Genomic DNA, 20,676 nt, shown 5'->3' with positions numbered 1-20,676 from the left:
GCATGGTGGGCACCCCCTTTATTTAGAGTCCTATAAAACTTTTGCCAGAGTTATCCGTTATAAATGGTATAATCTATATAAAAAGGAGCTGTACCCCTTGAAAAAAACTTTAGTGAAAACAGTTGTTACTCTCGGTATTGGTATGATGATTGGATCGGCAACACTTGCTGCCGCTGCTCCATCCACAATCCAAGCCGTCATCTCAAATTTTAAAGTCGTAGTGAATAACGAACAGGCCAGCCTGAAGAATGCCCCTATCGTCAGTGAAGGTGTAACATATTTACCAGTACGCGAAGTGGCAAGTCTACTTGATGCAGAAGTTAAGTACGATTCTAAGAACAAACAAATCAATATTAATTCGAAAGGTGATGATACTTTGCAACCAACCGCGACCGTCACAGAGTGGGTTCCCGCTAAAGAGGCAGTGTCCAAGTATGGAATCAGCATTAATATTTCGGATGTCACTACTGTGTCCCTTAATGACAAGGAAATAGTTTTCCCTCTCTCAATGTATGATCAAAAGGAAGGAGTGAAAACTGTCAAAAACGAAACTGAGACAGCCACACTCAAAATTGATCAGAACGAATTATACTTTGGTGATGACACTTTGAAGTTATTAGGCGTTCAGTAATCACCTCCGCCTCTACTTTGTGCAAATATTTGTGTGAAGACTGACGCAACAACCCTCCCCAGTGAATCAACTGGGGTTATTGTTATTTCGTGATAATCACCACGATTTATTCGCCCGCTGTTATCTTTGGATAAGTAAGGAACGATGTCGATTTCCTCACCTGAAGACCCTACTCCCGAAATTAGTTTTCCATCCACTCTAACTTGGACCTCCGAAGGAGTCGGTCCTTCCCATATGCCAAATTCAATTTCATGTGTGTGTCCTGGAATCGTATGCGTGTGGTCCATCTGGTGTGTATGTTCAGGAATAGTAACTGTGTGATTGTGCGCTGGAATTGTGACTGAGTGGCTATGATCGGCTGTTAGATTGTGGGTATGCGCCCCAGATTCAACAAAGGTCACTGACGTTCCATCCTCTTTCATTAATTTTGTTCCTGAAGCTATTCCGTGGTTATGTGCACCGCCCATGTTGACTGCCTGCATAACGTCTATTGCAAATATCCTCCAATTATCAGACGTTGAAGCTGATTCAACCGATGTCGCCTTAGTCGAAGTTGTTGGAGTTGTTGCTCCTCCTGCTGCTGTTGTATTTCTGGTGCTCGGACCCGATGAAACCGAAGGTGCTGATTCGATAGCTCGGCTATATCCCCTGAATGGTTCTACTCGGAACGACAGGGCAACCTTGTTCACTCTGGCCGTCTCTGCCGGAAGCCAGAACCGCAGTACAGCCGGATGTGTTGGATCGCAGTTATCTGCGAAATCGTGACTATCGTAGTTGGTAGCGCCTTGGGCATACACCTCACTGATATGCATCCGGTTCCGCAGTTCCGCAATACTGCCTGCGATATCCTGCGATTTGTTGGCAATCTCTAGCGTCACCGCTCCGGGTTGTCCCAGCACATCACCTTTGCCCACCTTGACCACTCGTGCTTTGATATCAACGCCTAATTCCTGATCCTGCACCCGGACCATCGCGCCGGATTTGAACCTGTCGATTGGGTCATTCGTAAGTGCATAAATCTCAGCAGCGTCCACGGTATAATGCACACTTGGCACTTTCAACTCTTCCATTAATGTTTGGCACCGAGCAAGCAACGTTTCTGGATACTCAAAGCGCCGATCAACGAAAATCGTCTGCACAATCCCGTATTTCTGAATGAGCGCTGGTTCGGCATCTATATAAGGCTTTCCGCCGTTCAAATCGGCGAATGTGAGCTGATTGACACCCTCACCATAACCAAGGCCGAAAATTCTTGTAGACACCTTAGACGCGTCCACAACGCGTGTGATGCCCTGCAAGTTTACCCCGTACCGAATATAGAGTTCTTCTTGCTCGGATGGCTTGATTAGATTGAGCCGCCACGGATAGGTGGTTGTGTCAAATGCCCACATGTATTCGTCAGGAAACGGATTCGGAACCGAGAACAATGCACCAAGTAAATTATCGTTTTCCCAGTTATATTCGAACTGTCTATCAAACTCGATCGTGCCAAGCTGCCACCGTTTTACGGTTTGTTTGGACAAAATGTATTGGAGAACATCACGCGTATACACGCCCAGGTTTCCAACTGTGTGGTACAAGAACAGTACATCATCCAACAACGTGCCCAAAACATGCTCACACTCATATGAAATGAACGGCCCATCAGATCCACGCTTAGTTGTTGGTTTCAGGATTCGGAACAATTCCAAACGTTCATCTCCATCGAATATCTCCACAAAGTACAGCGGTTGGCATTCCATGTTTTTCTCATCATTTGCTGGCAAGCTGAAGCTGGCCGTCCAGATCGCATTCATTGGAGCTTCATAGCTCACATCGAAAGCATTCTCCAGATACGCCACCTTGCGCATTTGCAAGTCATATACCGTTACATACGCTGGTCTTCTCATAAGCCCTCCTATACAAACCGATCTTGGAATGTGATGCGCATCAAAACGGATCGAACTGTTTCTGAATCTGTCCAAGTCAGAATATTGTTCCCTAGATTTAAGTCGAAGAAATCGCCGTTCATTTTGAATAAAACGTTTTGCCCATTCTGCGTAAACTTAAGATTCTTTGAATCAATTACAATCCTGTCACCCGGATCAAATGTACCCTCGAACTCAATGTAGTCAACGTGATACCTCGACGCATTCGCCTGAAATTGAGCTTCGCCGGACATTCCTGATGAGAGCTTCATTTCACGTATGAAATCTGCCGTCATACTGGATTCGCCGGACATTTGTGTAGCCTCAAAGACGTATTCTCGCACAAAATCACTTTGCATTTGAGCCTCACCGCACATCTCGGCACTAAACGTCATCTCCATAGCGTATTGCAACTCGTATTCCGTTGCCGTACTTTGATCAGGCGAGTTGAACGCGACAAGGTTAAACCCTGCCACATTCTCATCACCCTCAATTCTGCGAGAATAGAGTTGTGCTCCACCTGACATAGCAGCGGCCATATCGATAATATTTTCGCCGCCTGCATTGTTAAATGCTATTTCGTTGAATTCTCCACCGAACAAGACCGCCGCCTCCTTCTGCCTTATACCTCGTATTTGACATTGGTAATTTCTTCGTATTCGTCAGGAGTAATTTCCCCGAAAGGATTAGCCTCCGTCTTAACCGCACCTTTAAGTGCTTCAGCAGTTACCCATTTCCACTTGAATGCCATAGACCAAAACGTCATACCAAATCAGCTCCTTTAAGATTAATTAGTTCCAATTTTGTCGCAGCGAGTTCAGCGCCTAAGTTGCCAATCATTTGTTGTTGTTGCATACTGTTTAACTTTGAAATGGCAAGTTCTTGTCCAAGCGCATTTACTGTGGAAGATTGTTGCATGGCTTGAAGCTTCATGATGCTCAATTGCTGTCCGAGCATATCCGTTTCAGATGGTTCCGCAGGCCGCGGCTTGGTCAATTCGTCAATCTCAGCTTGACTTAATCCCTCCACCCACAGGTCAGGAAATTTTTCCTGTGGACCATCCTTTATGGCGTCTTGGTATGCTTCCCAAGCCGCTATATCAAACCTTGGCCGGAACAGTCCAGCAGGAACCGGCACGCCTACGATATACCCCGCAATTTCCCTCTCTACTTCTTCCTCGTCCTCTTCTTGTACATCAGGCTCCGCAGGCTGTTCAGGCGCATCAGGATTAAATACCACTGGCTCCGGTTCGACATAAAAAGGGACGACACCGGAAAAGGCATCGTCCACCAACTCGTCCTCCATATAGAGGCCGTCTGTATTTACTTTAGGTACGGCTTTCATGTGATCCCTCCTTTACTGTTCGGACAAAAATGAAATTGAATCGAGAGAGTATAGCGTTGTGCTTCCACCATAAGGCTGCACGTCACCGTTAGCGTTAACGATGATCCGCCCCAATACCTGTCCGCTACCATCAGATGAGTGGGCTACAAACTGCATACTCATATTCTTTGGTCGATAGCCTGGTGGCAATTTCAGGAGTATAGAGTTAAGCGCACCGCTTTTAACCATCCCCTTGAAACGCACAATCCCGTTACTGTCTTTGTAGTATCCAACTGGCAGAGTATCGTTGTAAATCACCCATCCATTAAGCAGTGTCGGCGCAATCCATGCAGGAGCATCCTTCTCCGCCTTTTTCGACTCCAGCACCGATATCCGTGTCGTGTTCTCCTGAATGGATTTAACGGCATCCAGCAGCAGAGCCTTTTCATTCTCGGCATACGTCCCGGTGAAGTCGGCAACCGGATACTTGTCCAGCATCAGGTATGTGACACTGTAGGCTGCTGATGGATCAAACAAAGGTGCATTTAAAAATGCACGTTCAACCCCGTTGCTATTTGTATCGGATATCCTCGACCACTTATCTTGACGATTATTTTTGTAAATTGTCACCACTTGCTTCGCCTTATGCTTTAACGGGTTTGGGGCTACTGTCCCTACCGTGTTGACGGAATTGATCTCATACGTATTGTAGAGAGAGGACAGCGCAGGCTTTGTCGATTCACGCAACACAATCCCTGTTCCTACCTCCACCTGATTATCTCCCTCAAAGAACGTCAATTGCCCCTCAGACGTGATCGGTTCCACGACAGGAGTTGCAAGCTGGTATAGGAGTTGGTATGGCGCAACCGTAAGAACCTTCGTTGTCGGAAGTGCGTTGACACCGCCAGAAGATCGATCGACTGGAACGAACCATTTCCCCACTCCATCAGTTCTGTTATAAACACCACTTCCATCAGGATTGGTATTTACATCGTACATCTTCCATCCCATGAAATACGCCTTAATCTCTTCTAATGTCGGTGTATATGAGTCTCCCCATCCACTGTCGGCACTTGGAATAGACATGTATACATCCCCTGCTGAAGTGACTGCGTTAGTATCGGGCGTGTTGCCCGTGCTTCCTTGGGGCAATAACTTACCATCAAATTTCGTGACAATTCCGCTCCCAGCTACTGCGTTCAGTGCTAGACCTGCCGCTTTAACTTGTTTGAGTCCAGCAGAACCACCAGCCTCGCCAATTCCCCATGTTCTACTACCATCCAATACAACCTTACGCCACTTCGCCAGTTTGAAATACTGCCCATCACGCTCAAATACGCTGTCTGGGTTAGCGCCAGTGTCTGGATTAGCATGTAGCTCTGTTTGCAGGGCAAACATGGAGTCTTCACGTGGTTTGAATGGCTTTGCTGTGTTTCCGATTATCATCGAAGCTTCTGTAAATATTGCAGTACCTGTAATCTTGGCGTAATTCGAATCCAGTGTATTAAGGACGACTTCCAAATAAATCGTTCCTTGGATTGGAGTTATTACTCCAAAATTAATTCTCACGCCGTCAATTCTTGTTTTGTCTTCACCGCAAAAGTAACAGTACATGCTTGCGTTTGCTCCTTGAGATGAAACGGACACAATATATTGTTGCGAAGGAATGACGGGAACATAATATCTAACGTAGCTACCACCGACTGTCGTGGCGTTAATCGTTACTTTGTGTGGATTATCAATGGATATGTTATCGCCAGGTTGAATGCCCGTTTCCCATTCGTAAAACGGTGGCAATAGGTTAGCCCCATACCGGATCACATACGGGTTAAGCACCCCAAATATACCCACCTGACTTTGGTAGTTAAGCACTGTCCGGCCTTGTAGCCCCGCCAGCTTAAACGCTGCGTCCTGATTAGCACTGACAACATGTAGTCTGGGTTGGAGTGTAATGGATGCACGCTCGGGAGTATCCAGTCTATCAGCTAGTTCCAATATATTTTCGCGAGCCGCGTCCCAATCCGCAGCGGCAAAATTACGAGCAACCCTCGTTCCTGCTGTCCATGCTCTGGCAACGCCTTGGAATCCCCGAACACACCCAATCAATGTGTTTCCGTCAACGGATGTATACAAAATGGTTTCTGCGGCGTCCCCGTTTCCAATTGTGGCAATCCCTTCACCTGTCAAAAGGACTTCAATATCAGCGACAGTTATATCTGTCTGTGACTCTGTAATTAAATCCGTAAGCTCCGTTTTAGGAGAGTTTACAACTGCTGGATACATCTTTTTCATATTGCCACCTACCCTTCGTCTATCTTAAGTTGCCCAACCAAGAAACGTATTAGATCATTGATCAATACCGTTCTCGGCGTTTTCACGGCTCCGTGATACAACAAATTACCTCCTGTCGGCGCGTCCCGGATTCCAATGTGTGTCACCATGCCTTGGTCTGCTGTAGCGATTGGAAATGATACATCAGCAGTATTCTGAACCCCTGCTCTCCGGTCTGTGACCACGGGTTCCCCGAATATCACTTGTTGACGCGAATACCCCCCGCCTGTCACCTCTTGGCCCGTATCGGCATCTGTAGGGTTAGATGTGTAAAGTGCAATATATACTTTAGGTGGAGCAGTGAAACTAATGCCTCGCAACGCTGCATTAATCGATGCTTTCTTCCAATAGATAGATTTGGATAACAATACCTCAGCCAAAATAACCCCTCCTATTCAATTTGATACTCATTGGCGATGCGAAATTTTCGAATAACATTTGTACCCTGATTGGTCAGGATAATAAGTGGTGCTGTTCGGACATTACCACCACTGAAGACATTCTCCAGATGTGGCGATGTCGTTATGGTTGTTTCTGATATTTCTTCGCGCCCATAGGCGAACGGATCATGAGCGATTAGGGACAGAGAAAACATCCCTAAGCCCATAATCCGGTCAGGATCAAAAGCGCCTGTCAGTTGCACGGAAAAAGCCTGATTCGGCCTCTCTCGCTGTCTCAGTTCGAGCTTGCGAGGTTTTCCGTAGCTGTCCACTAAATGAGCAGCCAACCCCATAACAGACTGTTGCAGAGCCATATAGTCCTTGGTAATCATGGCACAATCGTATGCGAACGTTCTCGCCCCGATATCTGCGCCGAAATTGTATGATCCATTGCGTCCGGGGATGTTCAGCGTCCGGTCCACGGTATCCGGTAAACCCGGACGGCGAGACGTGCCACGCACCTCGAAGCCCAATTCTATATTGGACTTACCGCCGAGCCATATCATTTCATTACTCATCGTGCACCTCCTGTACCTCGCGTAGCCTGCTGTGTGAGTGCGAACATTTCAAGTGCAAGTTCCTTCGCTAAGGATCGGATGTCTTCGTCACTCCGCACACTGAAGACAGCACCCGAAAACAGCCCTTCCATGTTCAAACTTATAGAATCGGAATCAGCGCCGCCGCCAGAAGATGAACCAACAGACGGTTGAACCGCTTCGGCCATTTCCCGCGCCTGACGCTGAACGTTGGTCATCATGCTTGCCATACCTTGCACAAGCCCTTTCCCGGCCATCTCCCCGATCCATGCCATTTCACGAGACGGCGAATGAATATCCAGCGCCTTCTGCATGGTGGTACGTACAGAGTCGGCAATTGCCTTGGCTTTCGCCTGCACCGCACCTTGCATGGAAGACAGTCCATCAAGCAATCCCTGCATCGCTTGCTTACCGATGTTCGGCAAGTCGGATTTCATCGCATTAAACTGGTTCGTGGTACCGACCCGGATCGCTTTCACCTTGGCATCAAAATCAGCCTTGAGTCCATCCAATTGAGTGGCAGCATCCACGCGAAGCTGAGTAATCTGCTTGTCTGTATCTTCGCGTAATCCGGTCAGCTCCTGCACCGCAATGGCTCGGGACTCTGCCGACTTGGTTTGCCAAAGTCCGGTGTACTCTGCAAGTTGTTCGTCCGTCAACGTGTTCAACGCTGCCAGTTCAGGTGCAGCCTTAGGACCCATTTGCCGCAATTCTTCCAACAGACCCTTGTCAATGCCTCGCGCGGCCAGCGTTTCAATATTAGATGCCCACGTAGCTAGATAGTCCACTTGACCACGAAGGTTATCCAGTAGCTGCTGGCCGGATGTCTCGGACTTGGCAACCACTTCGTCGAACAATCCCGCAAAATCGTTGATCGCCTTGGCTCGCTGCTCTACCGCCTGTTCGTAGACGCCGTTAAGACGCAATTCTTCAGCGGCGACATTCGCATTCACTTCTTTGGTTTTTGCAAGGAAATCTTCACTGGCTTGGGTGAGCTGGTTGTATATCTCCAGTTTGACTTTGCCCGCTGCCTCTTCCGCTGCCTTCGCTTCATCTGATCCGGCTTTATATCTGGCCTGCACCCGCTCCCAAGCAGATAACTGCTGAGTAAGAGACATTTCGTTTGCGGCTGCCGCCTTTTCAATATAATCCTTCGAAGACTGGAAGCTTGCTTTTGCCAGTTCCTGCTTGATCTTATAGGCTTCCTTCTCGGCCGCGATATGCTGCGCAGTTCCGGCTTTGTACTTAGCCTGAACTTTTTCCCACATCGCCAATTCTTGTTCCAATGTAACCTTGCCCGTAGAAGCTCTGGCATCAATGTACGCCTTCGATGCTGCAAAGGAATCCTTCGCCGCCTTCTCAGCCGATTTGGTCTGCTGCTCGTGGGCTTTCTTAATCTCAAGCGTCACTTTCTGGACTTGTGCTGATGTTTTGGCGTATTGATCCTTTACCTTCTGCAAGGCCGCCACATAACCGGCAGTGTCTAGATTGCCCATTTTGAAGTTGTACTGAGCGGTAGCAAATGCATCCTTGAACGCCTTGTTTACCTTGGTGGCCGTCTCCTTAGCTGCCTTTTCCGCTGTCTTGGTCTTATTGCTAATACCGTTTGCCAAACCTTGACCGATGTTTTCCCCGTATCCGGTTGTAAGTCGTGATGGCGAGTGGATGTCAAAGAATTTCTTGAAGAATCCACCAATGGCTTCCGAAATCTCTTTGGCCTTTTGAACAACCACGTCTTTCATATTGCCGATACCCTGTACCAGACCTTGGATGATATTCTTACCGACATCTTTCATCGTAGCGAATGCATTTTTGAAGATTCCTGTGATACCCTTCCAGACAGTTTCAGTTACACCTTTGGCTGCGTTCCACGCCCCTGCCCAATCACCTTTGAAGATGGCCAGCCATGTTTTGATAATGCCGGATATCACACCGATGACGGTTTCCACGATGATCTTAATCGCATTCCATACTCCGGTGAAGACCGATTTGATTACGTTGAACACCGTACGGAACAAGGTGGTGATTGTCGCGCCCCATGTATCCCAAAACGCCTTGATGTTGTTGAACACAGTCTTAATAACCGTGAATATCACAGTGAAGGTCGCGCTGAATAGCGTCTTCAAGATTTCGAAGACACCTTTGAATGCAGCCGTGATCGTTGATCCCCATTTATCCCAGAAGGATTTAATATCATTGAAGGCAACCCGCACAAAATCCAAAATGGCTTTAATCACTGTGTTGAAGATTAAAGACAAGCCTGCCCAATATGCCTTGAAGAAAGCTGTAATATCATTGCCCCACGTGGCCCAGAATGATTTAATCCCGGCAAAGATGGATTTCACAACTTCAGATATGGCTTTAAATACCGTATTAAAGACTAGCTTGATACCGTTCCAAAGTGTGTTAAATAGTCCGGTGATCTCTCCGCCCCACGTGGCCCAAAACGACTTGAGCGCACCAAAAACAGCTTCGGCTGCCGATTTGATGGCTTGCCAAGCTGCGTTAAGTGCGTCTCTTACCGTTTCGTTAGTCTTGTACAAATATGTCAGTCCGACAGCGACAGCGGCGATGGCTGCGACAACAATACCGATTGGACCCGTGATGGCCGTCCAAAGTGCCGTGAACATCGGTGTAAGCATCGTCAGCCCCGCCGCAATCTGCGGCATGAATCCAATCAGAATTAGAAGTGGCCCCGCAATAAGTGCCAAGGCTGCCGTGATGGCCCCAAGCACCGCAATAAATGATTTCGTACCCTCCGGTACCTTGTTGAACATATCGATAACGACTTGCACCGTGGAAACAATTCTCCGCAGGGCTGGAATTAGCGCATTACCAATAGTAATCTGCGCTGTCTCCATGGCCCCTCGCATTTCTTCAAGCGCACCTTTAAGGGTATCCAGCTTCTGCGCGGCAACCATTTGGGCATCGATCTTATCCATGGCCGCCGCCATAGCATCGATCCCCTCGGCACCCTCTTTATACAGGATGTTACCCGCGCGGATCGCATCTGATCCGAACATCGTATTCATGGCCGCTTGTCGCTGCATGTCATTCAGACCGGACATCTTTTCGTTTAAGAGTCCAGCAATTTCAGACATATCTTTCAGGGAACCATTCGCATCGTAGAATGACGAATACACCCAGCCGTTTGCCTCGGCCATTTCCTTCGCTTGCTTAAAATACTTCCCTGTTACTGTCTTGGCCCCGTCTGCTCGGGCCATATAAGTTGCTAAAGCTTGGGTTATACCGTCAATGCTCATTTCAGCAGGTTTGATACCTTGTTTCGAAAGATACTCCATAGCTTTCCCGGTGTCCAACGTCAAAAGGCCCAAATCCTTGAATGTGGCATAAGCGTCTGCCGTGGTTGGCTGAAGCCGCATAAGCATGGTTTTGAGGGATGTACCCGCATCAGACCCCTTCAAGCCATTTTGCGCAAATGCCGCCAACGCCGTTGCTGTATCTTTAAAGGACAAGCCCACTGAAGCGGCAACAGAAGCCGATTGGGACAATCCGAATTTTAGTTCGCTTACGCTGGTTGCTGAAGCGTTCGCTGCCCCGGCCAAAATATCGGCCGCATCTTGGACGGAAAGCGAATCGGATTTGAAGGCGTTGAGCGCTGTAGAAGCAATCTCGGCAGCATCTGCCAGCTCCAATTCTCCAGCCGTTGCTAACGACAACGCACCAGAAAGACCGCCGCTCATGACATCTTGTACCTTGACACCAGCTTTGATCAGTTCTTCGATACCTTGGGCTGCCTCGGTCGCGCTGTACTTCGTCTGCGCGCCCATGGTGATCGCGAGCTGTTCCAGTTCGGCCTTGAACTTACTTACCTCTGCCGGGTCCATAACCGAATAGGCATTCGCCATGCCTTGTTCAAAGTCTGCTGCGCTTTTCACAGCAACGCCTAGCCCGGCTGCTAAGCCCGTGCCAAACGCCGTGACCCCCGCGCCGACTTTCTTCATTTGGTCGAAGCTGTTACCCATCGATTGCTTCGCTTGCTCAAAAGCATCTTTGTAATCTTGACCCAGCTTACTAACCTTTTTGCCTTGATCTCCAATTTCTTCGGTTGTCTCATCCAAACGGTTGTTCAGTCCGCGCAGCTCCTGCTCCGTCTTTTGAACCTCGCGCTGGAATGCTCTGTACTGTCCTTCGGTGATGTCGCCACGGGCAAACTGCTGATTCACTTGTTCTTGTACTTGGCGTAAGCGGCTTAGTTTTTCCTGCGTATTGCTCACCGAATTAGCAAGAAGTTTTTGTTTCTGTGCAAGCAGCTCCGTATTCCCCGGATCTAACTTCAACAGCTTTTCAACCTGTCTTAGCTCGGATTGGATATCCCTTGATTTTTTGTTGACATCAGATAAGGCTTTGCTAAGCCCCGTTGTTTCCGCACCAATGACAACGTTGATCCCCTTAATCGTTTCCGCCACACGGCCCACCTACCCTTTGTATCAGGCAGGCATGGCTCGCTACTTGGTGTGCGGCTCGCTCTGTTCCTTCATTTTGACTTCAACTATTTTTTTGCACCGCAAACACTTGATCTCCAGATCAGCAAAACGCGCCTTAAAGAGCAAATGCCCGCAATGCGGACACTTCACTTTTTCCATTATGCTTCACCACACATTCATGATGCTCTTTTATAAATTCCCAGACGTTTGGGAATCTCCCTCTACCTGAATTCGTAGCCGCCCCATTTCAGCGGCAAGTTTCTTTTTAGTGTTTTTGATTCGAACAATGATCCCCTCCACCTGTCTACGGGTTAAACCGCCCTTTGCCGGACGCTGTTGCAGTTCAGCAAGCTCAGCGTGGAGTTTCTCCACTTTGCGATTTGAATAATACGCTGTATAAACCTTGCCGCAATGCGGACAGGAAAAACCAACCCTGTCCACACCCGGCAACACCTGTTCTTTTCCATGGCTGATCAGCACGAAATCCTGACCGCACCCATCACTGCATGTCATTGGTAACATGTGTACACTCCTAACGCCCATAAAAGGCATCAATGTCCGCTTGTGTAGCTTCTCGCGGCCCTTTCTTCTGCTCTTCCTTCCCTGTGAAGCTTCGAGCAAGATCAATTAAATCAGAACAGGTCATTTCGCTCATTTCCTGCATGCTCAAGCCGATTCGCTTGCCAATCGCCAACATATCTATCTCTAAACGAGAATCATTTTCTACGGCCTGCGAATGCTCCTTTGACTCCCTGATTTTGACGAAAAAAGCCTGTCGTGGCTTCCTCCACAATATCGATAATGAATCCCTCATCCGAGAAATCGATATCTTCACCATAATCATTCAGCCACGTTTCAAATTTAGGGAAGGGTTTTCCGTACTGATACGCCTTCGCCATAGCCCAAGCCAGTTGCAGGAAAGACAAGAAGTTAATATTACCCAGTGCAAGAGCATCGGATGTGGTAGCTACAGGGTTGACTTCTGGGTTTTCTTCTTGATCTCCACCTGTATCATAGTCGCTAATCATCTTTGTCATATCGCCAATTAAATCAGCTCCAAATTCCTGTCTATAGTAAAGTAGTGCCGGGGCTGATGCAGTGATTGGTACTTTCTTTTCTCCAAATTGAAGTTCTTTCATGCCTATCGTCTCCATTCATTTAAATATGGCTGAATCCCGTCCAATCTCACCGGACGGGATTCCAAATCTTTGAGAAGTTAAGCCGCAGGTGTGAATGTCGGCGTGTAGACTTTGGAGAAGAAGGAATTGAACTCAGTTGCATTCGTTGCGTTCAATTCCATATCACCTTTAACGATGACATTATCATTGATCTCAATTGGCGAAGTTGTCATTGTCAAGGTTTCGCCCACAATTTCTGTTGACTCCCCTTTAGTGGTATTCTCCTTCGCTGTACGAGCTGCTTGGCAATCGTAGTGCACGAAGCGTCTATCACGCTTGTCGCCTTTCACTTGGCCCAGCAAAGCAAATTTCTCAGGCATACCGTCTGCGATTTCGACCAACATACCATTGTCATCAATCTTCCAGCCAAACATCCGGGCTTTGATCTCATCTGGAATGTTTGCCATCTCCAGTTCTCCGGTATAACCGTTGTTACTTGTCACAAGGAAATATGCCATGTTGTCAGCATAAAACGTGGTTGTCTCCCCTTGCGCTTCAGGTGTCCAGCGCACAGCACCTGGAATCGGAATTGGCGTTTCCCATGCTGGTTGTCCGGTTGTAGCATCTTTATCAAAGAATGCAATGTGTACCTTGTCCAGACCAAACGTAACTTTGTTTTCTGACATTTGTCGTCACCCTCCAATGAGTTGTATTTCATAAATGATTTGATACATCGCTTCGCTATCAAGCGTAATTTCGGTTTTCGAATATGGTAATTCAGCCACTTCAAGGACATCTTCCACAAGCCCTTCAGCCACCAAATCCTTGATGTCGGTGTATAGCTCGATCTGAAAATTGGAAATCTTCAGATAGTTCCGGTTGTCCGCCATCAAGTCGCCCGAATAGGCAAATTGATAGACGATGAACGGCGGATCAGGAGCGGGTAATTCAGGCGTAGACTTGAACTCGCCATAGGCTAAGGGTAATCCGATGGATTCAAGCAGTTGATATAATTCGGCTTGCTGCATCCCCGTCTATCCCCCGTTCCTGATGATTCGTTTAATATCGTCCGGTAGATTCGCGGCATGACGATCATAGGCAGGACGCAAATGTGGACGGCCTGCAACTCTGCCGCCGCCCCGCTTCGCATATCCGAATTCATTCAAATGAACGATTCTGGATTTTTTCTTATTCCAAACCACTCGCTTGGCCTTTCCACTACTTCCCTGTTTGGTCACCTTGAATCCTTTGGCATACTTCCCTGTCCTCTTAGGTGCATTGGCTTCAACATCAGCACGAACCAGTTCCGCAACTTCATCAACACGCGTTTCTATCGCGTCAGAGACATCATCTGTATATGCCTTGACAGCCCTCACGATTTCCTGCGCCAGTTGGTTAATGGTTGTCATTTGCCCTTCACCTTCCCACATACTAGCTCGACTTCCTCGTCATGCTCTGAATATGTCCGAATGACTTGATATCGAACGCCTTCAAACGTGACTAGCTGCTCGCCGCTGTATTCATATGGATGCATGACAAAGACGATTTCCGGTGCCATCCCGGCGGTAGCTGCGCTATAAAATTCATTGCGCCCCACCGAACGAAGATCACAAAGCACTGGCGTTTCCACAGGATCAATGACGATCTCATTCCCGATGTTATCTTTTGTACGGCCACCGGGCTTGATTAAGATGAGTTCGTGGTCACCTCTCATGTGTTCTTCCTCCGTGCATGCAGAATCAGGTTATGGAGCCTGAATTGAAGGTGTCTCGGCATTGAACCCTCGGTGTCCCTGCTCTGGTAGCGCCACGCGGCATAATCTACGCAAAACTGGAGGTGATTGGCGTTGTCCGCATCCAGCGTCAACCCCTTCTCATCCTCCAGTTCCGTGACCACCGAATTAGCGATGGCCGTAATGTAGTTGTCCCGCACGTTTGCACGAATAGCCAAACGTTCCTTGATTAATCCAACAATCAGGGCGATATCCATATCAATCGCCTACTTCCTCAATTAATGGTTCGCCGCGAAGATTGTCCGAACTCAACAATTCTTCTAAGCGTTCCTTTTTCCCACGGCCAGACCGAGGATACTTATCCCCGGCACGGTAAATGTGATTTTTATCTTCTAAATCCTTGAAATCCTTAATGACGATGTAAGGCATTTAGATCACCCTTTCGTGTTTAGGCTCCGTCTGGAGTTTCAGTTGCTTCATTAGCCTTATCAGGTGCGAATGCAACACTTTTTGTCGGCTCCGCGTTCTGGATGTTAAAGAGAATGAATGAATCAGGACGTACAGGTTTCCCGTCATAGCGTGCCGTGCCCTTAAACACGACTTCATCCTCGATCCAACGCACATGCTCGGATGCACCAAAGAAACCGCCTTGACGCTCAGACAACAGATACTTCTCAAGATATCCGCCTGCAATGTCGCCTACCGGAACAAAATCAAGGAATTCAACTTTTGCACCTACAACAGGGAACGTGCCCCCATTAGCCGCCACAATCGTACCCGCAGCATTAACGGAAAGGGATTCAGGAAGAACCAAGCTGTTCCAAGTCATCTCATTCATGACCAACACAAGCCCGTTTCTCGCTCTACGGCTTTTCGCATTCGCAAGTGTTTTCAGCACAGACTTAAACAGTTCAACTCCCGTAGCCACTGGCAACTTTTTGATGTTAGTGGTCGATACATCAGGGCCATAATCAGGTGTTGCATCAGCCAGACGTGTAACGAAACCGAGCGGCATTTTCACGCCAGTGCCGTATACAATCGCCTTGTCCAGCGCATATCCGATCGCTTCGCCAAGCATGTACTCTACTTCATTTGCAAGGTTAATATCCGAATCTTCCAATGTAGCTTTGCAAACCGGAATAAAACCGCCAACCTTGTATCCATCAATCTCAATCTGAGAGAAATCAAAGGACAATTCATTGAGCTTCCCGCAAGCTTCCGTCCAGATTGCTTCCGGGATTTCACCAGCAATCGTTTGACGTGCTGTTCCTTTCAATGGGCGAAGTCGAACATACTTGACCAATTTTGAGAACCCATCCAGATTGTCACGAAGCAGCTCTAGCACCGTATCAGGAATGGTCAGCTCCGCACCATTAACTGCACGTTTCTCAGCCATCAGGCTACGAACGCGTTCATAGAATTCTTTTACCTCGGCCCGTTGCACATACGCTGTACGTTGCTCCCGAGTCATACCAAAGTTTGCTCTTTTGCTCATTCTTGTTTCGCCCCCTACGATTTGTGGTTGTTGCATTTGTTGTCTTTGCTCTCCGCCATTTCCGGGCGTATTGGTAGGCTCTTTACTGTTCAACTCTTCCAGTTCAGATTCCATTTGTGTAATTTCATCTTCAAGTGTGCCTTTCTTGGAAGCAACCTCTTCCTTCTCCTGCTCAAGTGCCTCAATACTTTCTTCCACTGTATTGATTTCCTCTTCGGTAGTAGCTTCTTCAATCGCTCGCTCCAGTTCTTCAGACCGAGTAATGAGTCCGCGTTCCTGTTCCAGATAGCCTTCCAAGTCTGCCTTCCGCTGTTTAATCTTTTTTGCAAGCATAATTTGTCTCAGTGCCATTATTTAATCAGCCTCCCCTTTAGTTGATGTTTCCGTTGTTGCATTTGACGGTCACGATGCTGCGCAACCTCATCCTTCCTTGCCTGCACCCCTGTATCAGCGTAGGCCGGGAACGTGACAACGCTCACCTCATGTAGATCAATCTCGCGAATGGTCCATTTCACCGTGCCGTCATCCCGCCAATCTGTTTCCTCTCGCAAAATGTTGAAACCGAAAGAACATTGATCTACATCGCCTCGCTTAACCCTCGCATACAGGTTCATCGCGTCCGAATCATCCGGGTTGATCTTGACTCTACCCCAAAGACCATGACTGTCCGTTTTCAGTTCCAGCGTTCCCGCCTTATTCCGGCCAAGAACAAACATGGTTTCGTGATTCGCCAGCGCCCGGATATCATTACTAAGGGTGCGTTCGAACGCTTCAGACGCAATCTCTTCGAAAGCGCCTTGCCAAAGCTCTGTTTCCCGGTTGAACACTGCAAAATAGCCTTCAATCACCAAAGACTGGTCATCCGCTTCACGTGTTTCGAGTTTGGTTGTCAGGCTGCGGGTAACTTTCACTGTCCTATCCATCTTCCTCACCTCCCCCTTGGTTCAGCTTTTTCTGTTCCCCGATCATTCCGGCTGGAATGTAGTTTTCAAGGATGATCCGTTCATTTAGACCCTCAAGCGGCGACAAACCGATCCAATCCCGAACCTCATTTCCCAGCATGAGACTTCGAACAAAAAGATTGCTCCCGACATCTGCCAGTTCTTTAAGGTCATAGGCGTAAAGGCTACGCGGATTGAACTTGAAATACATATCCGGTGCAAAAACCAGCTTCCGGGTCAATTCCTGTACGATTCCCATCGCCAAAGGCTGAATCCGCGTATTCACAAAGGCGTTATATTCATCCTTGCGGAAATCACCGACACCAACAAAAAAGGCTGGCACATCAAGAATGCCCGCCACCGTTCGCTTATCCAGTTGAACCGATTCATTAATCGCAATATCGTTTAAGGACAATGGCTTAACCTGCTCCACTTCAATCATGTCGGCCGGGATAATCCATGGTTGTCCTGCTTCGGAGCGTTCAAGGTACATATTGTACACATCGTTGCGTCCCTCTTCACTGGACAACTCTGCTGTATTCGCGTCCACCTTCACAATCAGGCTTGGCATATACTTCCCACTCATGAAACCCTTCTTCGTGGCTGTAGCCTGTTTGAGGTTGTGAATAATGTCCTTCAGCACTGCCCTATACCCAGTTCCGATCCACGGTCGTTCCGGGTCAGGATTGATTACAAAATGAAGCACTTCATCATGGTCGTACGCCTGACCTTGATATCGAATCAAATAGCCTTTATCCGTGTCTTGAAAACTCACGCTTGATGGCTTAAAGGGAATCAGCTCATCAATCAGACCCGCCCTCATTTTCGGATAAACAACACTGTTACCATCTCCATGCAACAGTAAGGTACTGACAATGTTGTACATCCATGTCTTGCGCGTCATCAGACTGTACGGGTCAACGTCTATTTTTCGTGCCAGTCCATTCCTGATCCGAACATCACCGTTATCTGTGTTCTGCATCAGGTGGATGGTCATGGTGCTGATCAGCTCTGAAATCTTATGAACGGCCATCTTCACTTCCGGGTTATCGGACAATCTGGTATATCCCGGCACACACAACATGTCGTGTGCTTCGGTTGTCATAAACCAACCTACACTCGATTTTGAATCGGCTCGGTTCTGGCTTGCGCTGCGGCCTCTCTTCTTTTTACTCAGCTCTTCCACCCCCTTTCAGCCAGCCCTTAGCCGTACCAGCCGTTTCAAAATTCTCAAGCTGCCGGACGCACGCAAAAACAGCGGCATCGAATAAGTCGATCCGCTGATTATCTTCAACCTTCTCATATTGAATCATGTCATCGGTCTTTTCGATGGCCCGAACGTTCTGCACGCAATACTCAAATGCATCTGAACCAAGGTAATACAGCTTGCCTTCCTTCGCCCGCATTTCAATTCGCCGGAAACCTTGCGACTTGCGCCAGAAGTATTGCGGTTCGTCAATCATCTTGAATCCTGCCTTACGCATGCCTGCAAAGAACTCACGGCTAAACTTACGGTCAAATCCGACTTGCTTAATGTTAAATCCCGTCTTCTTCATTTGAATAAACCAGTTAACAACATCGGCATGATTGACCACCGGACTGTTACACATATCCAGCCATCCATCATCCTTCCATCCGAACAGCGGAATATTGTCATCCTCGGCTTTCTTTGTAGCCGCCACAATCGGGAACCACGCATGGGTAATAATGATATCCACATCACCATACGTTCCATAGAGCGCCGAGGCTGTTAAGTCATGGAGTTTGGACAAGTCCGCCCCGCCGTACCATTCAATCGGCAATTTAGCCAATTCTTCCAGTGTCCACTTATATTTACGGTTCGATGACTTGAACTCATCGATATTGAAATACGCCTTCAGGGCTGCCGTGTATATGTTCAGTGACTTAGCAAAGAAGTCCTTCCGCTGCTGGGGATCATTCTGTGCCTGTAGAGCATCGTTCAAAATGTCTTCAGGACGAATGGAAACCCCGTAAGCTGGATTCGCCATTTGGTGGATGATCGGATTCGTGTAATCGACTTCCCCCGTTTCCGGATCTTGGTCCGCTTTCGAGATAAACACGAAATAAGCCTCATCTTTCACCGTACCATCCAGTATCTTCTTGCAATACTGGAGACGTTGATAGCAAAAGCTTGTCATGTTGTCGCCTGCTGTTGTAATACCGATCATCAATTTGTTGGTGTATGCCTTCATGGCTTCCTTGATGATGTTGTATTGCTTGGGCGACTTATAGGCGTGGATCTCATCCGCAATGGCAATATTACAGTTCAAGGAGTCCTGACGGTCCGGGTTTGCTGCCAGTGCCTGAATATACAATGACCCATCTTCAAATTCTCCCTGAATGCTATGTTCCTGATTATTATCAATGACGCGAAAGTTATCCTTCTCACCCATCGCGTCCAGGTTGAAATTGATGAAGTTGAAGCTTTCCAAGGATTGCTTCAAGGCCGCCGCAACAATGTACACCTTACTACCGCTTCGGCGATTCAGCAGACCAAGCGCCCACGCTAGACCAGCCGCAAAGCTGGTTTTAATGTTCTTACGCGGTATATAGATGAAGGCTTCTGTGTAACGCCGGATTTTGGTCCCTTTCTTGAAGAAGCCAAGAAGGTTGTACACCATGAACTTATGGAATGGTTCCAGCAAGAACGGCATGCCGCGAAGTGGTGTACCATCCAACATCTCGCCTTGAGCATGAACAAAAGTGCTTTCAATAATATCAATGACAAATTCGGCATCTTCCGGGTCAAAGTCATAGTCCGGGTTGTCCAGATCACGAAAGAACCTTTCCGCCCCCTGAATCAATTCCTTGCAAGCAATCTTACGCCGATCCGTTATACTACTGGCATATTCCATTACAACATCGTAATTGGCGTGTTGGATCACTTCCGACCACCCAGCACTCCTGCCAGTTTTGATTTACCTTTCTTATTATCCGTTGTCACTGTCTCAATCGACTTCGGATTAAGACAAAGCCGATCCGAGTAAGTCAGAATGTCTTTGCGCAGCGTTTCCAGTGTGGCGACAATTGGTGCCTTCTTCGCTCCCCCTTGGGCGGTGATCACTTCGAACTTATATCCACCTTCCTCAAAGTCGCGATTGAGCTTATCGTACTGCGCAACCAACTCCGCATAAATTTCAATCACCCGACCATACTCTTTTTTGTACACGCCGAGCTTCTTCATTTCGGCAACGGTCTTCCGTTTGATCTTTTCTTTCTCGGTTGCCTCCGCCACGTCCTCACCTCCCCAAAAAAACTTTTGGAGACCCGCTCTATTGGAAAAGGCTCCCCTGCCCGGTCCCTAGGGGGCCGGAATAAATCCCGTAAGGGAGGGGGGATATCTCGAAAATATTAATTTCCCTTTCCTTGCCATTCTTCGAACTGCTTCCGAACTCGCTCTTGCCAAGCAAGACCAAGCTCTGTCAGCTCATGGGTCGTCCTGTCGTGCATGGCATTGTGTTGCGCATCAGATAGCGAGATTAAATTCCATTCAACCAGCGCCAGCTCTGGGTAAAACTCGAATGGGTAGATGTGATGTACCGTGGTAGCCGGTTCGGTCTTACCGTACCTTTTGCTCTGTCGGCACATGTATTCATCCCTACGTAAAATAACCGCCCGCTTCCGTTTCCACTTGGTGGATTTATAGAACGATCCGCTCATAATCCCTCCATGCATAAATATTCGTTGTATTTTATTATTAGTTTTCAGCCGAAACGCCGCATCACTAAGGCAATCTTTCTGCTAAAACCTAAT

The 20,676-nt window shown here is 47.8% G+C and carries 25 protein-coding genes; 1 reads left to right on the top strand and 24 read right to left on the bottom strand.

Annotation, left to right across the window (positions count from 1 at the left end; genetic code table 11):
* Positions 1 to 97: 97 nt before the first annotated feature.
* The gene (locus tag JNUCC31_RS25195) at positions 98 to 631 is read left to right on the top strand and encodes a stalk domain-containing protein (RefSeq protein ID WP_192265732.1); all 534 of its coding nucleotides are present in this window, start codon (positions 98 to 100) and stop codon (positions 629 to 631) included.
* Here JNUCC31_RS25195 and JNUCC31_RS25190 read toward each other — a convergent pair.
* The 24 genes from JNUCC31_RS25190 to JNUCC31_RS25075 all read right to left on the bottom strand — a co-directional run bounded on the left by JNUCC31_RS25190 (position 625) and on the right by JNUCC31_RS25075 (position 20,583).
* Entirely contained in the window at positions 625 to 2,520 is a 1,896-nt protein-coding gene (locus tag JNUCC31_RS25190) for a phage tail protein (protein WP_192265730.1), read from the bottom strand. The genes JNUCC31_RS25195 and JNUCC31_RS25190 overlap by 7 nt on opposite strands.
* Before the next feature lie 8 nt (positions 2,521 to 2,528).
* Positions 2,529 to 3,140 carry a phage distal tail protein gene (locus JNUCC31_RS25185; protein ID WP_192265727.1) on the bottom strand — a complete coding sequence of 204 codons (612 nt, stop codon included), beginning with the start codon at positions 3,138 to 3,140 and terminating at the stop codon, positions 2,529 to 2,531.
* A gap of 20 nt (positions 3,141 to 3,160) precedes the next feature.
* Positions 3,161 to 3,304 carry an XkdX family protein gene (locus JNUCC31_RS25180; protein ID WP_192265725.1) on the bottom strand — a complete coding sequence of 48 codons (144 nt, stop codon included), beginning with the start codon at positions 3,302 to 3,304 and terminating at the stop codon, positions 3,161 to 3,163.
* Positions 3,301 to 3,882 (bottom strand): hypothetical protein, encoded by a 582-nt coding sequence (locus JNUCC31_RS25175; RefSeq protein ID WP_192265723.1) that lies wholly within the window; start codon positions 3,880 to 3,882, stop codon positions 3,301 to 3,303. Before JNUCC31_RS25175 ends, JNUCC31_RS25180 begins: the two co-directional genes overlap by 4 nt.
* Positions 3,883 to 3,894: 12 nt before the next feature.
* On the bottom strand, positions 3,895 to 6,153 hold the full coding sequence (locus JNUCC31_RS25170; protein ID WP_192265720.1) for a hypothetical protein: 2,259 nt from the start codon (positions 6,151 to 6,153) through the stop codon (positions 3,895 to 3,897).
* A gap of 8 nt (positions 6,154 to 6,161) precedes the next feature.
* The gene (locus tag JNUCC31_RS25165) at positions 6,162 to 6,572 is read right to left on the bottom strand and encodes a phage tail fiber protein (RefSeq protein ID WP_192265749.1); all 411 of its coding nucleotides are present in this window, start codon (positions 6,570 to 6,572) and stop codon (positions 6,162 to 6,164) included.
* Between the two features lie 11 nt (positions 6,573 to 6,583).
* A complete protein-coding gene (locus JNUCC31_RS25160; protein WP_192265718.1) occupies positions 6,584 to 7,150 on the bottom strand; it encodes a phage tail domain-containing protein in 567 nt (188 codons plus the stop codon).
* Entirely contained in the window at positions 7,147 to 11,598 is a 4,452-nt protein-coding gene (locus JNUCC31_RS25155; protein WP_192265748.1) for a phage tail tape measure protein, read from the bottom strand. Before JNUCC31_RS25155 ends, JNUCC31_RS25160 begins: the two co-directional genes overlap by 4 nt.
* Positions 11,599 to 11,637: 39 nt before the next feature.
* Positions 11,638 to 11,775 (bottom strand): Com family DNA-binding transcriptional regulator, encoded by a 138-nt coding sequence (locus JNUCC31_RS34165; RefSeq protein ID WP_192265714.1) that lies wholly within the window; start codon positions 11,773 to 11,775, stop codon positions 11,638 to 11,640.
* A 30-nt stretch (positions 11,776 to 11,805) separates the two neighbouring features.
* Positions 11,806 to 12,138: a hypothetical protein gene (locus JNUCC31_RS25145; RefSeq protein WP_192265711.1), complete on the bottom strand. Its 333-nt coding sequence runs from the start codon at positions 12,136 to 12,138 to the stop codon at positions 11,806 to 11,808.
* Positions 12,139 to 12,148: 10 nt separating this feature from the next.
* Positions 12,149 to 12,313: a hypothetical protein gene (locus tag JNUCC31_RS25140; RefSeq protein ID WP_192273550.1), complete on the bottom strand. Its 165-nt coding sequence runs from the start codon at positions 12,311 to 12,313 to the stop codon at positions 12,149 to 12,151.
* 19 nt (positions 12,314 to 12,332) lie between these two features.
* Positions 12,333 to 12,755, bottom strand: coding sequence for a hypothetical protein (locus JNUCC31_RS25135; RefSeq protein WP_192265709.1), 423 nt, complete (start codon positions 12,753 to 12,755; stop codon positions 12,333 to 12,335).
* Between the two features lie 77 nt (positions 12,756 to 12,832).
* Positions 12,833 to 13,420, bottom strand: coding sequence for a major tail protein (locus tag JNUCC31_RS25130; RefSeq protein ID WP_192265707.1), 588 nt, complete (start codon positions 13,418 to 13,420; stop codon positions 12,833 to 12,835).
* Positions 13,421 to 13,426: 6 nt separating this feature from the next.
* On the bottom strand, positions 13,427 to 13,762 hold the full coding sequence (locus JNUCC31_RS25125) for a hypothetical protein (RefSeq protein ID WP_192265705.1): 336 nt from the start codon (positions 13,760 to 13,762) through the stop codon (positions 13,427 to 13,429).
* A 6-nt stretch (positions 13,763 to 13,768) separates the two neighbouring features.
* Positions 13,769 to 14,143 carry an HK97 gp10 family phage protein gene (locus tag JNUCC31_RS25120; RefSeq protein WP_192265703.1) on the bottom strand — a complete coding sequence of 125 codons (375 nt, stop codon included), beginning with the start codon at positions 14,141 to 14,143 and terminating at the stop codon, positions 13,769 to 13,771.
* Positions 14,140 to 14,448: a phage head closure protein gene (locus JNUCC31_RS25115; RefSeq protein ID WP_192265701.1), complete on the bottom strand. Its 309-nt coding sequence runs from the start codon at positions 14,446 to 14,448 to the stop codon at positions 14,140 to 14,142. Before JNUCC31_RS25115 ends, JNUCC31_RS25120 begins: the two co-directional genes overlap by 4 nt.
* A complete protein-coding gene (locus tag JNUCC31_RS25110) occupies positions 14,445 to 14,723 on the bottom strand; it encodes a hypothetical protein (protein ID WP_192265700.1) in 279 nt (92 codons plus the stop codon). Before JNUCC31_RS25110 ends, JNUCC31_RS25115 begins: the two co-directional genes overlap by 4 nt.
* A 1-nt stretch (position 14,724) precedes the next feature.
* Entirely contained in the window at positions 14,725 to 14,895 is a 171-nt protein-coding gene (locus tag JNUCC31_RS25105) for a hypothetical protein (protein WP_192265699.1), read from the bottom strand.
* Positions 14,896 to 14,914: 19 nt separating this feature from the next.
* Positions 14,915 to 16,312 carry a phage major capsid protein gene (locus JNUCC31_RS25100; protein WP_192265698.1) on the bottom strand — a complete coding sequence of 466 codons (1,398 nt, stop codon included), beginning with the start codon at positions 16,310 to 16,312 and terminating at the stop codon, positions 14,915 to 14,917.
* Positions 16,312 to 16,884, bottom strand: a complete 573-nt coding sequence (locus tag JNUCC31_RS25095) for an HK97 family phage prohead protease (protein ID WP_192265697.1) — start codon at positions 16,882 to 16,884, stop codon at positions 16,312 to 16,314. The genes JNUCC31_RS25100 and JNUCC31_RS25095 overlap by 1 nt, the downstream gene beginning before the upstream one ends.
* Positions 16,877 to 18,088 (bottom strand): phage portal protein, encoded by a 1,212-nt coding sequence (locus tag JNUCC31_RS25090; RefSeq protein ID WP_228469238.1) that lies wholly within the window; start codon positions 18,086 to 18,088, stop codon positions 16,877 to 16,879. The genes JNUCC31_RS25095 and JNUCC31_RS25090 overlap by 8 nt, the downstream gene beginning before the upstream one ends.
* On the bottom strand, positions 18,072 to 19,778 hold the full coding sequence (locus tag JNUCC31_RS25085) for a terminase large subunit (protein ID WP_192273317.1): 1,707 nt from the start codon (positions 19,776 to 19,778) through the stop codon (positions 18,072 to 18,074). Before JNUCC31_RS25085 ends, JNUCC31_RS25090 begins: the two co-directional genes overlap by 17 nt.
* A 26-nt stretch (positions 19,779 to 19,804) precedes the next feature.
* Positions 19,805 to 20,158 carry a P27 family phage terminase small subunit gene (locus JNUCC31_RS25080; protein ID WP_228469237.1) on the bottom strand — a complete coding sequence of 118 codons (354 nt, stop codon included), beginning with the start codon at positions 20,156 to 20,158 and terminating at the stop codon, positions 19,805 to 19,807.
* Between the two features lie 116 nt (positions 20,159 to 20,274).
* Positions 20,275 to 20,583, bottom strand: a complete 309-nt coding sequence (locus JNUCC31_RS25075; protein ID WP_192265696.1) for an HNH endonuclease — start codon at positions 20,581 to 20,583, stop codon at positions 20,275 to 20,277.
* Positions 20,584 to 20,676 lie beyond the last annotated feature (93 nt).

It is taken from the genome of Paenibacillus sp. JNUCC-31 (genome assembly GCF_014844075.1).
Taxonomy (GTDB): Bacteria; Bacillota; Bacilli; order Paenibacillales; family Paenibacillaceae; genus Paenibacillus.
Note: the sequence above shows the minus strand (reverse complement) of the source record. Positions and strands in the feature narration are given on the sequence as shown.

Bases quoted from the DNA above. Each gene is read 5' to 3' on its own strand.
- JNUCC31_RS25190 (WP_192265730.1), bottom strand. From the start codon at position 2,520: ATGAGAAGACCAGCGTATGTAACGGTATATGACTTGCAAATGCGCAAG.
- JNUCC31_RS25180 (WP_192265725.1), bottom strand. From the start codon at position 3,304: ATGACGTTTTGGTCTATGGCATTCAAGTGGAAATGGGTAACTGCTGAA.
- JNUCC31_RS25175 (WP_192265723.1), bottom strand. From the start codon at position 3,882: ATGAAAGCCGTACCTAAAGTAAATACAGACGGCCTCTATATGGAGGAC.
- JNUCC31_RS25170 (WP_192265720.1), bottom strand. From the start codon at position 6,153: ATGAAAAAGATGTATCCAGCAGTTGTAAACTCTCCTAAAACGGAGCTT.
- JNUCC31_RS25160 (WP_192265718.1), bottom strand. From the start codon at position 7,150: ATGAGTAATGAAATGATATGGCTCGGCGGTAAGTCCAATATAGAATTG.
- JNUCC31_RS34165 (WP_192265714.1), bottom strand. From the start codon at position 11,775: ATGGAAAAAGTGAAGTGTCCGCATTGCGGGCATTTGCTCTTTAAGGCG.
- JNUCC31_RS25145 (WP_192265711.1), bottom strand. From the start codon at position 12,138: ATGTTACCAATGACATGCAGTGATGGGTGCGGTCAGGATTTCGTGCTG.
- JNUCC31_RS25140 (WP_192273550.1), bottom strand. From the start codon at position 12,313: ATGTTGGCGATTGGCAAGCGAATCGGCTTGAGCATGCAGGAAATGAGC.
- JNUCC31_RS25135 (WP_192265709.1), bottom strand. From the start codon at position 12,755: ATGAAAGAACTTCAATTTGGAGAAAAGAAAGTACCAATCACTGCATCA.
- JNUCC31_RS25130 (WP_192265707.1), bottom strand. From the start codon at position 13,420: ATGTCAGAAAACAAAGTTACGTTTGGTCTGGACAAGGTACACATTGCA.
- JNUCC31_RS25125 (WP_192265705.1), bottom strand. From the start codon at position 13,762: ATGCAGCAAGCCGAATTATATCAACTGCTTGAATCCATCGGATTACCC.
- JNUCC31_RS25120 (WP_192265703.1), bottom strand. From the start codon at position 14,143: ATGACAACCATTAACCAACTGGCGCAGGAAATCGTGAGGGCTGTCAAG.
- JNUCC31_RS25115 (WP_192265701.1), bottom strand. From the start codon at position 14,448: ATGAGAGGTGACCACGAACTCATCTTAATCAAGCCCGGTGGCCGTACA.
- JNUCC31_RS25110 (WP_192265700.1), bottom strand. From the start codon at position 14,723: ATGGATATCGCCCTGATTGTTGGATTAATCAAGGAACGTTTGGCTATT.
- JNUCC31_RS25105 (WP_192265699.1), bottom strand. From the start codon at position 14,895: ATGCCTTACATCGTCATTAAGGATTTCAAGGATTTAGAAGATAAAAAT.
- JNUCC31_RS25100 (WP_192265698.1), bottom strand. From the start codon at position 16,312: ATGGCACTGAGACAAATTATGCTTGCAAAAAAGATTAAACAGCGGAAG.
- JNUCC31_RS25095 (WP_192265697.1), bottom strand. From the start codon at position 16,884: ATGGATAGGACAGTGAAAGTTACCCGCAGCCTGACAACCAAACTCGAA.
- JNUCC31_RS25085 (WP_192273317.1), bottom strand. From the start codon at position 19,778: ATGGAATATGCCAGTAGTATAACGGATCGGCGTAAGATTGCTTGCAAG.
- JNUCC31_RS25075 (WP_192265696.1), bottom strand. From the start codon at position 20,583: ATGAGCGGATCGTTCTATAAATCCACCAAGTGGAAACGGAAGCGGGCG.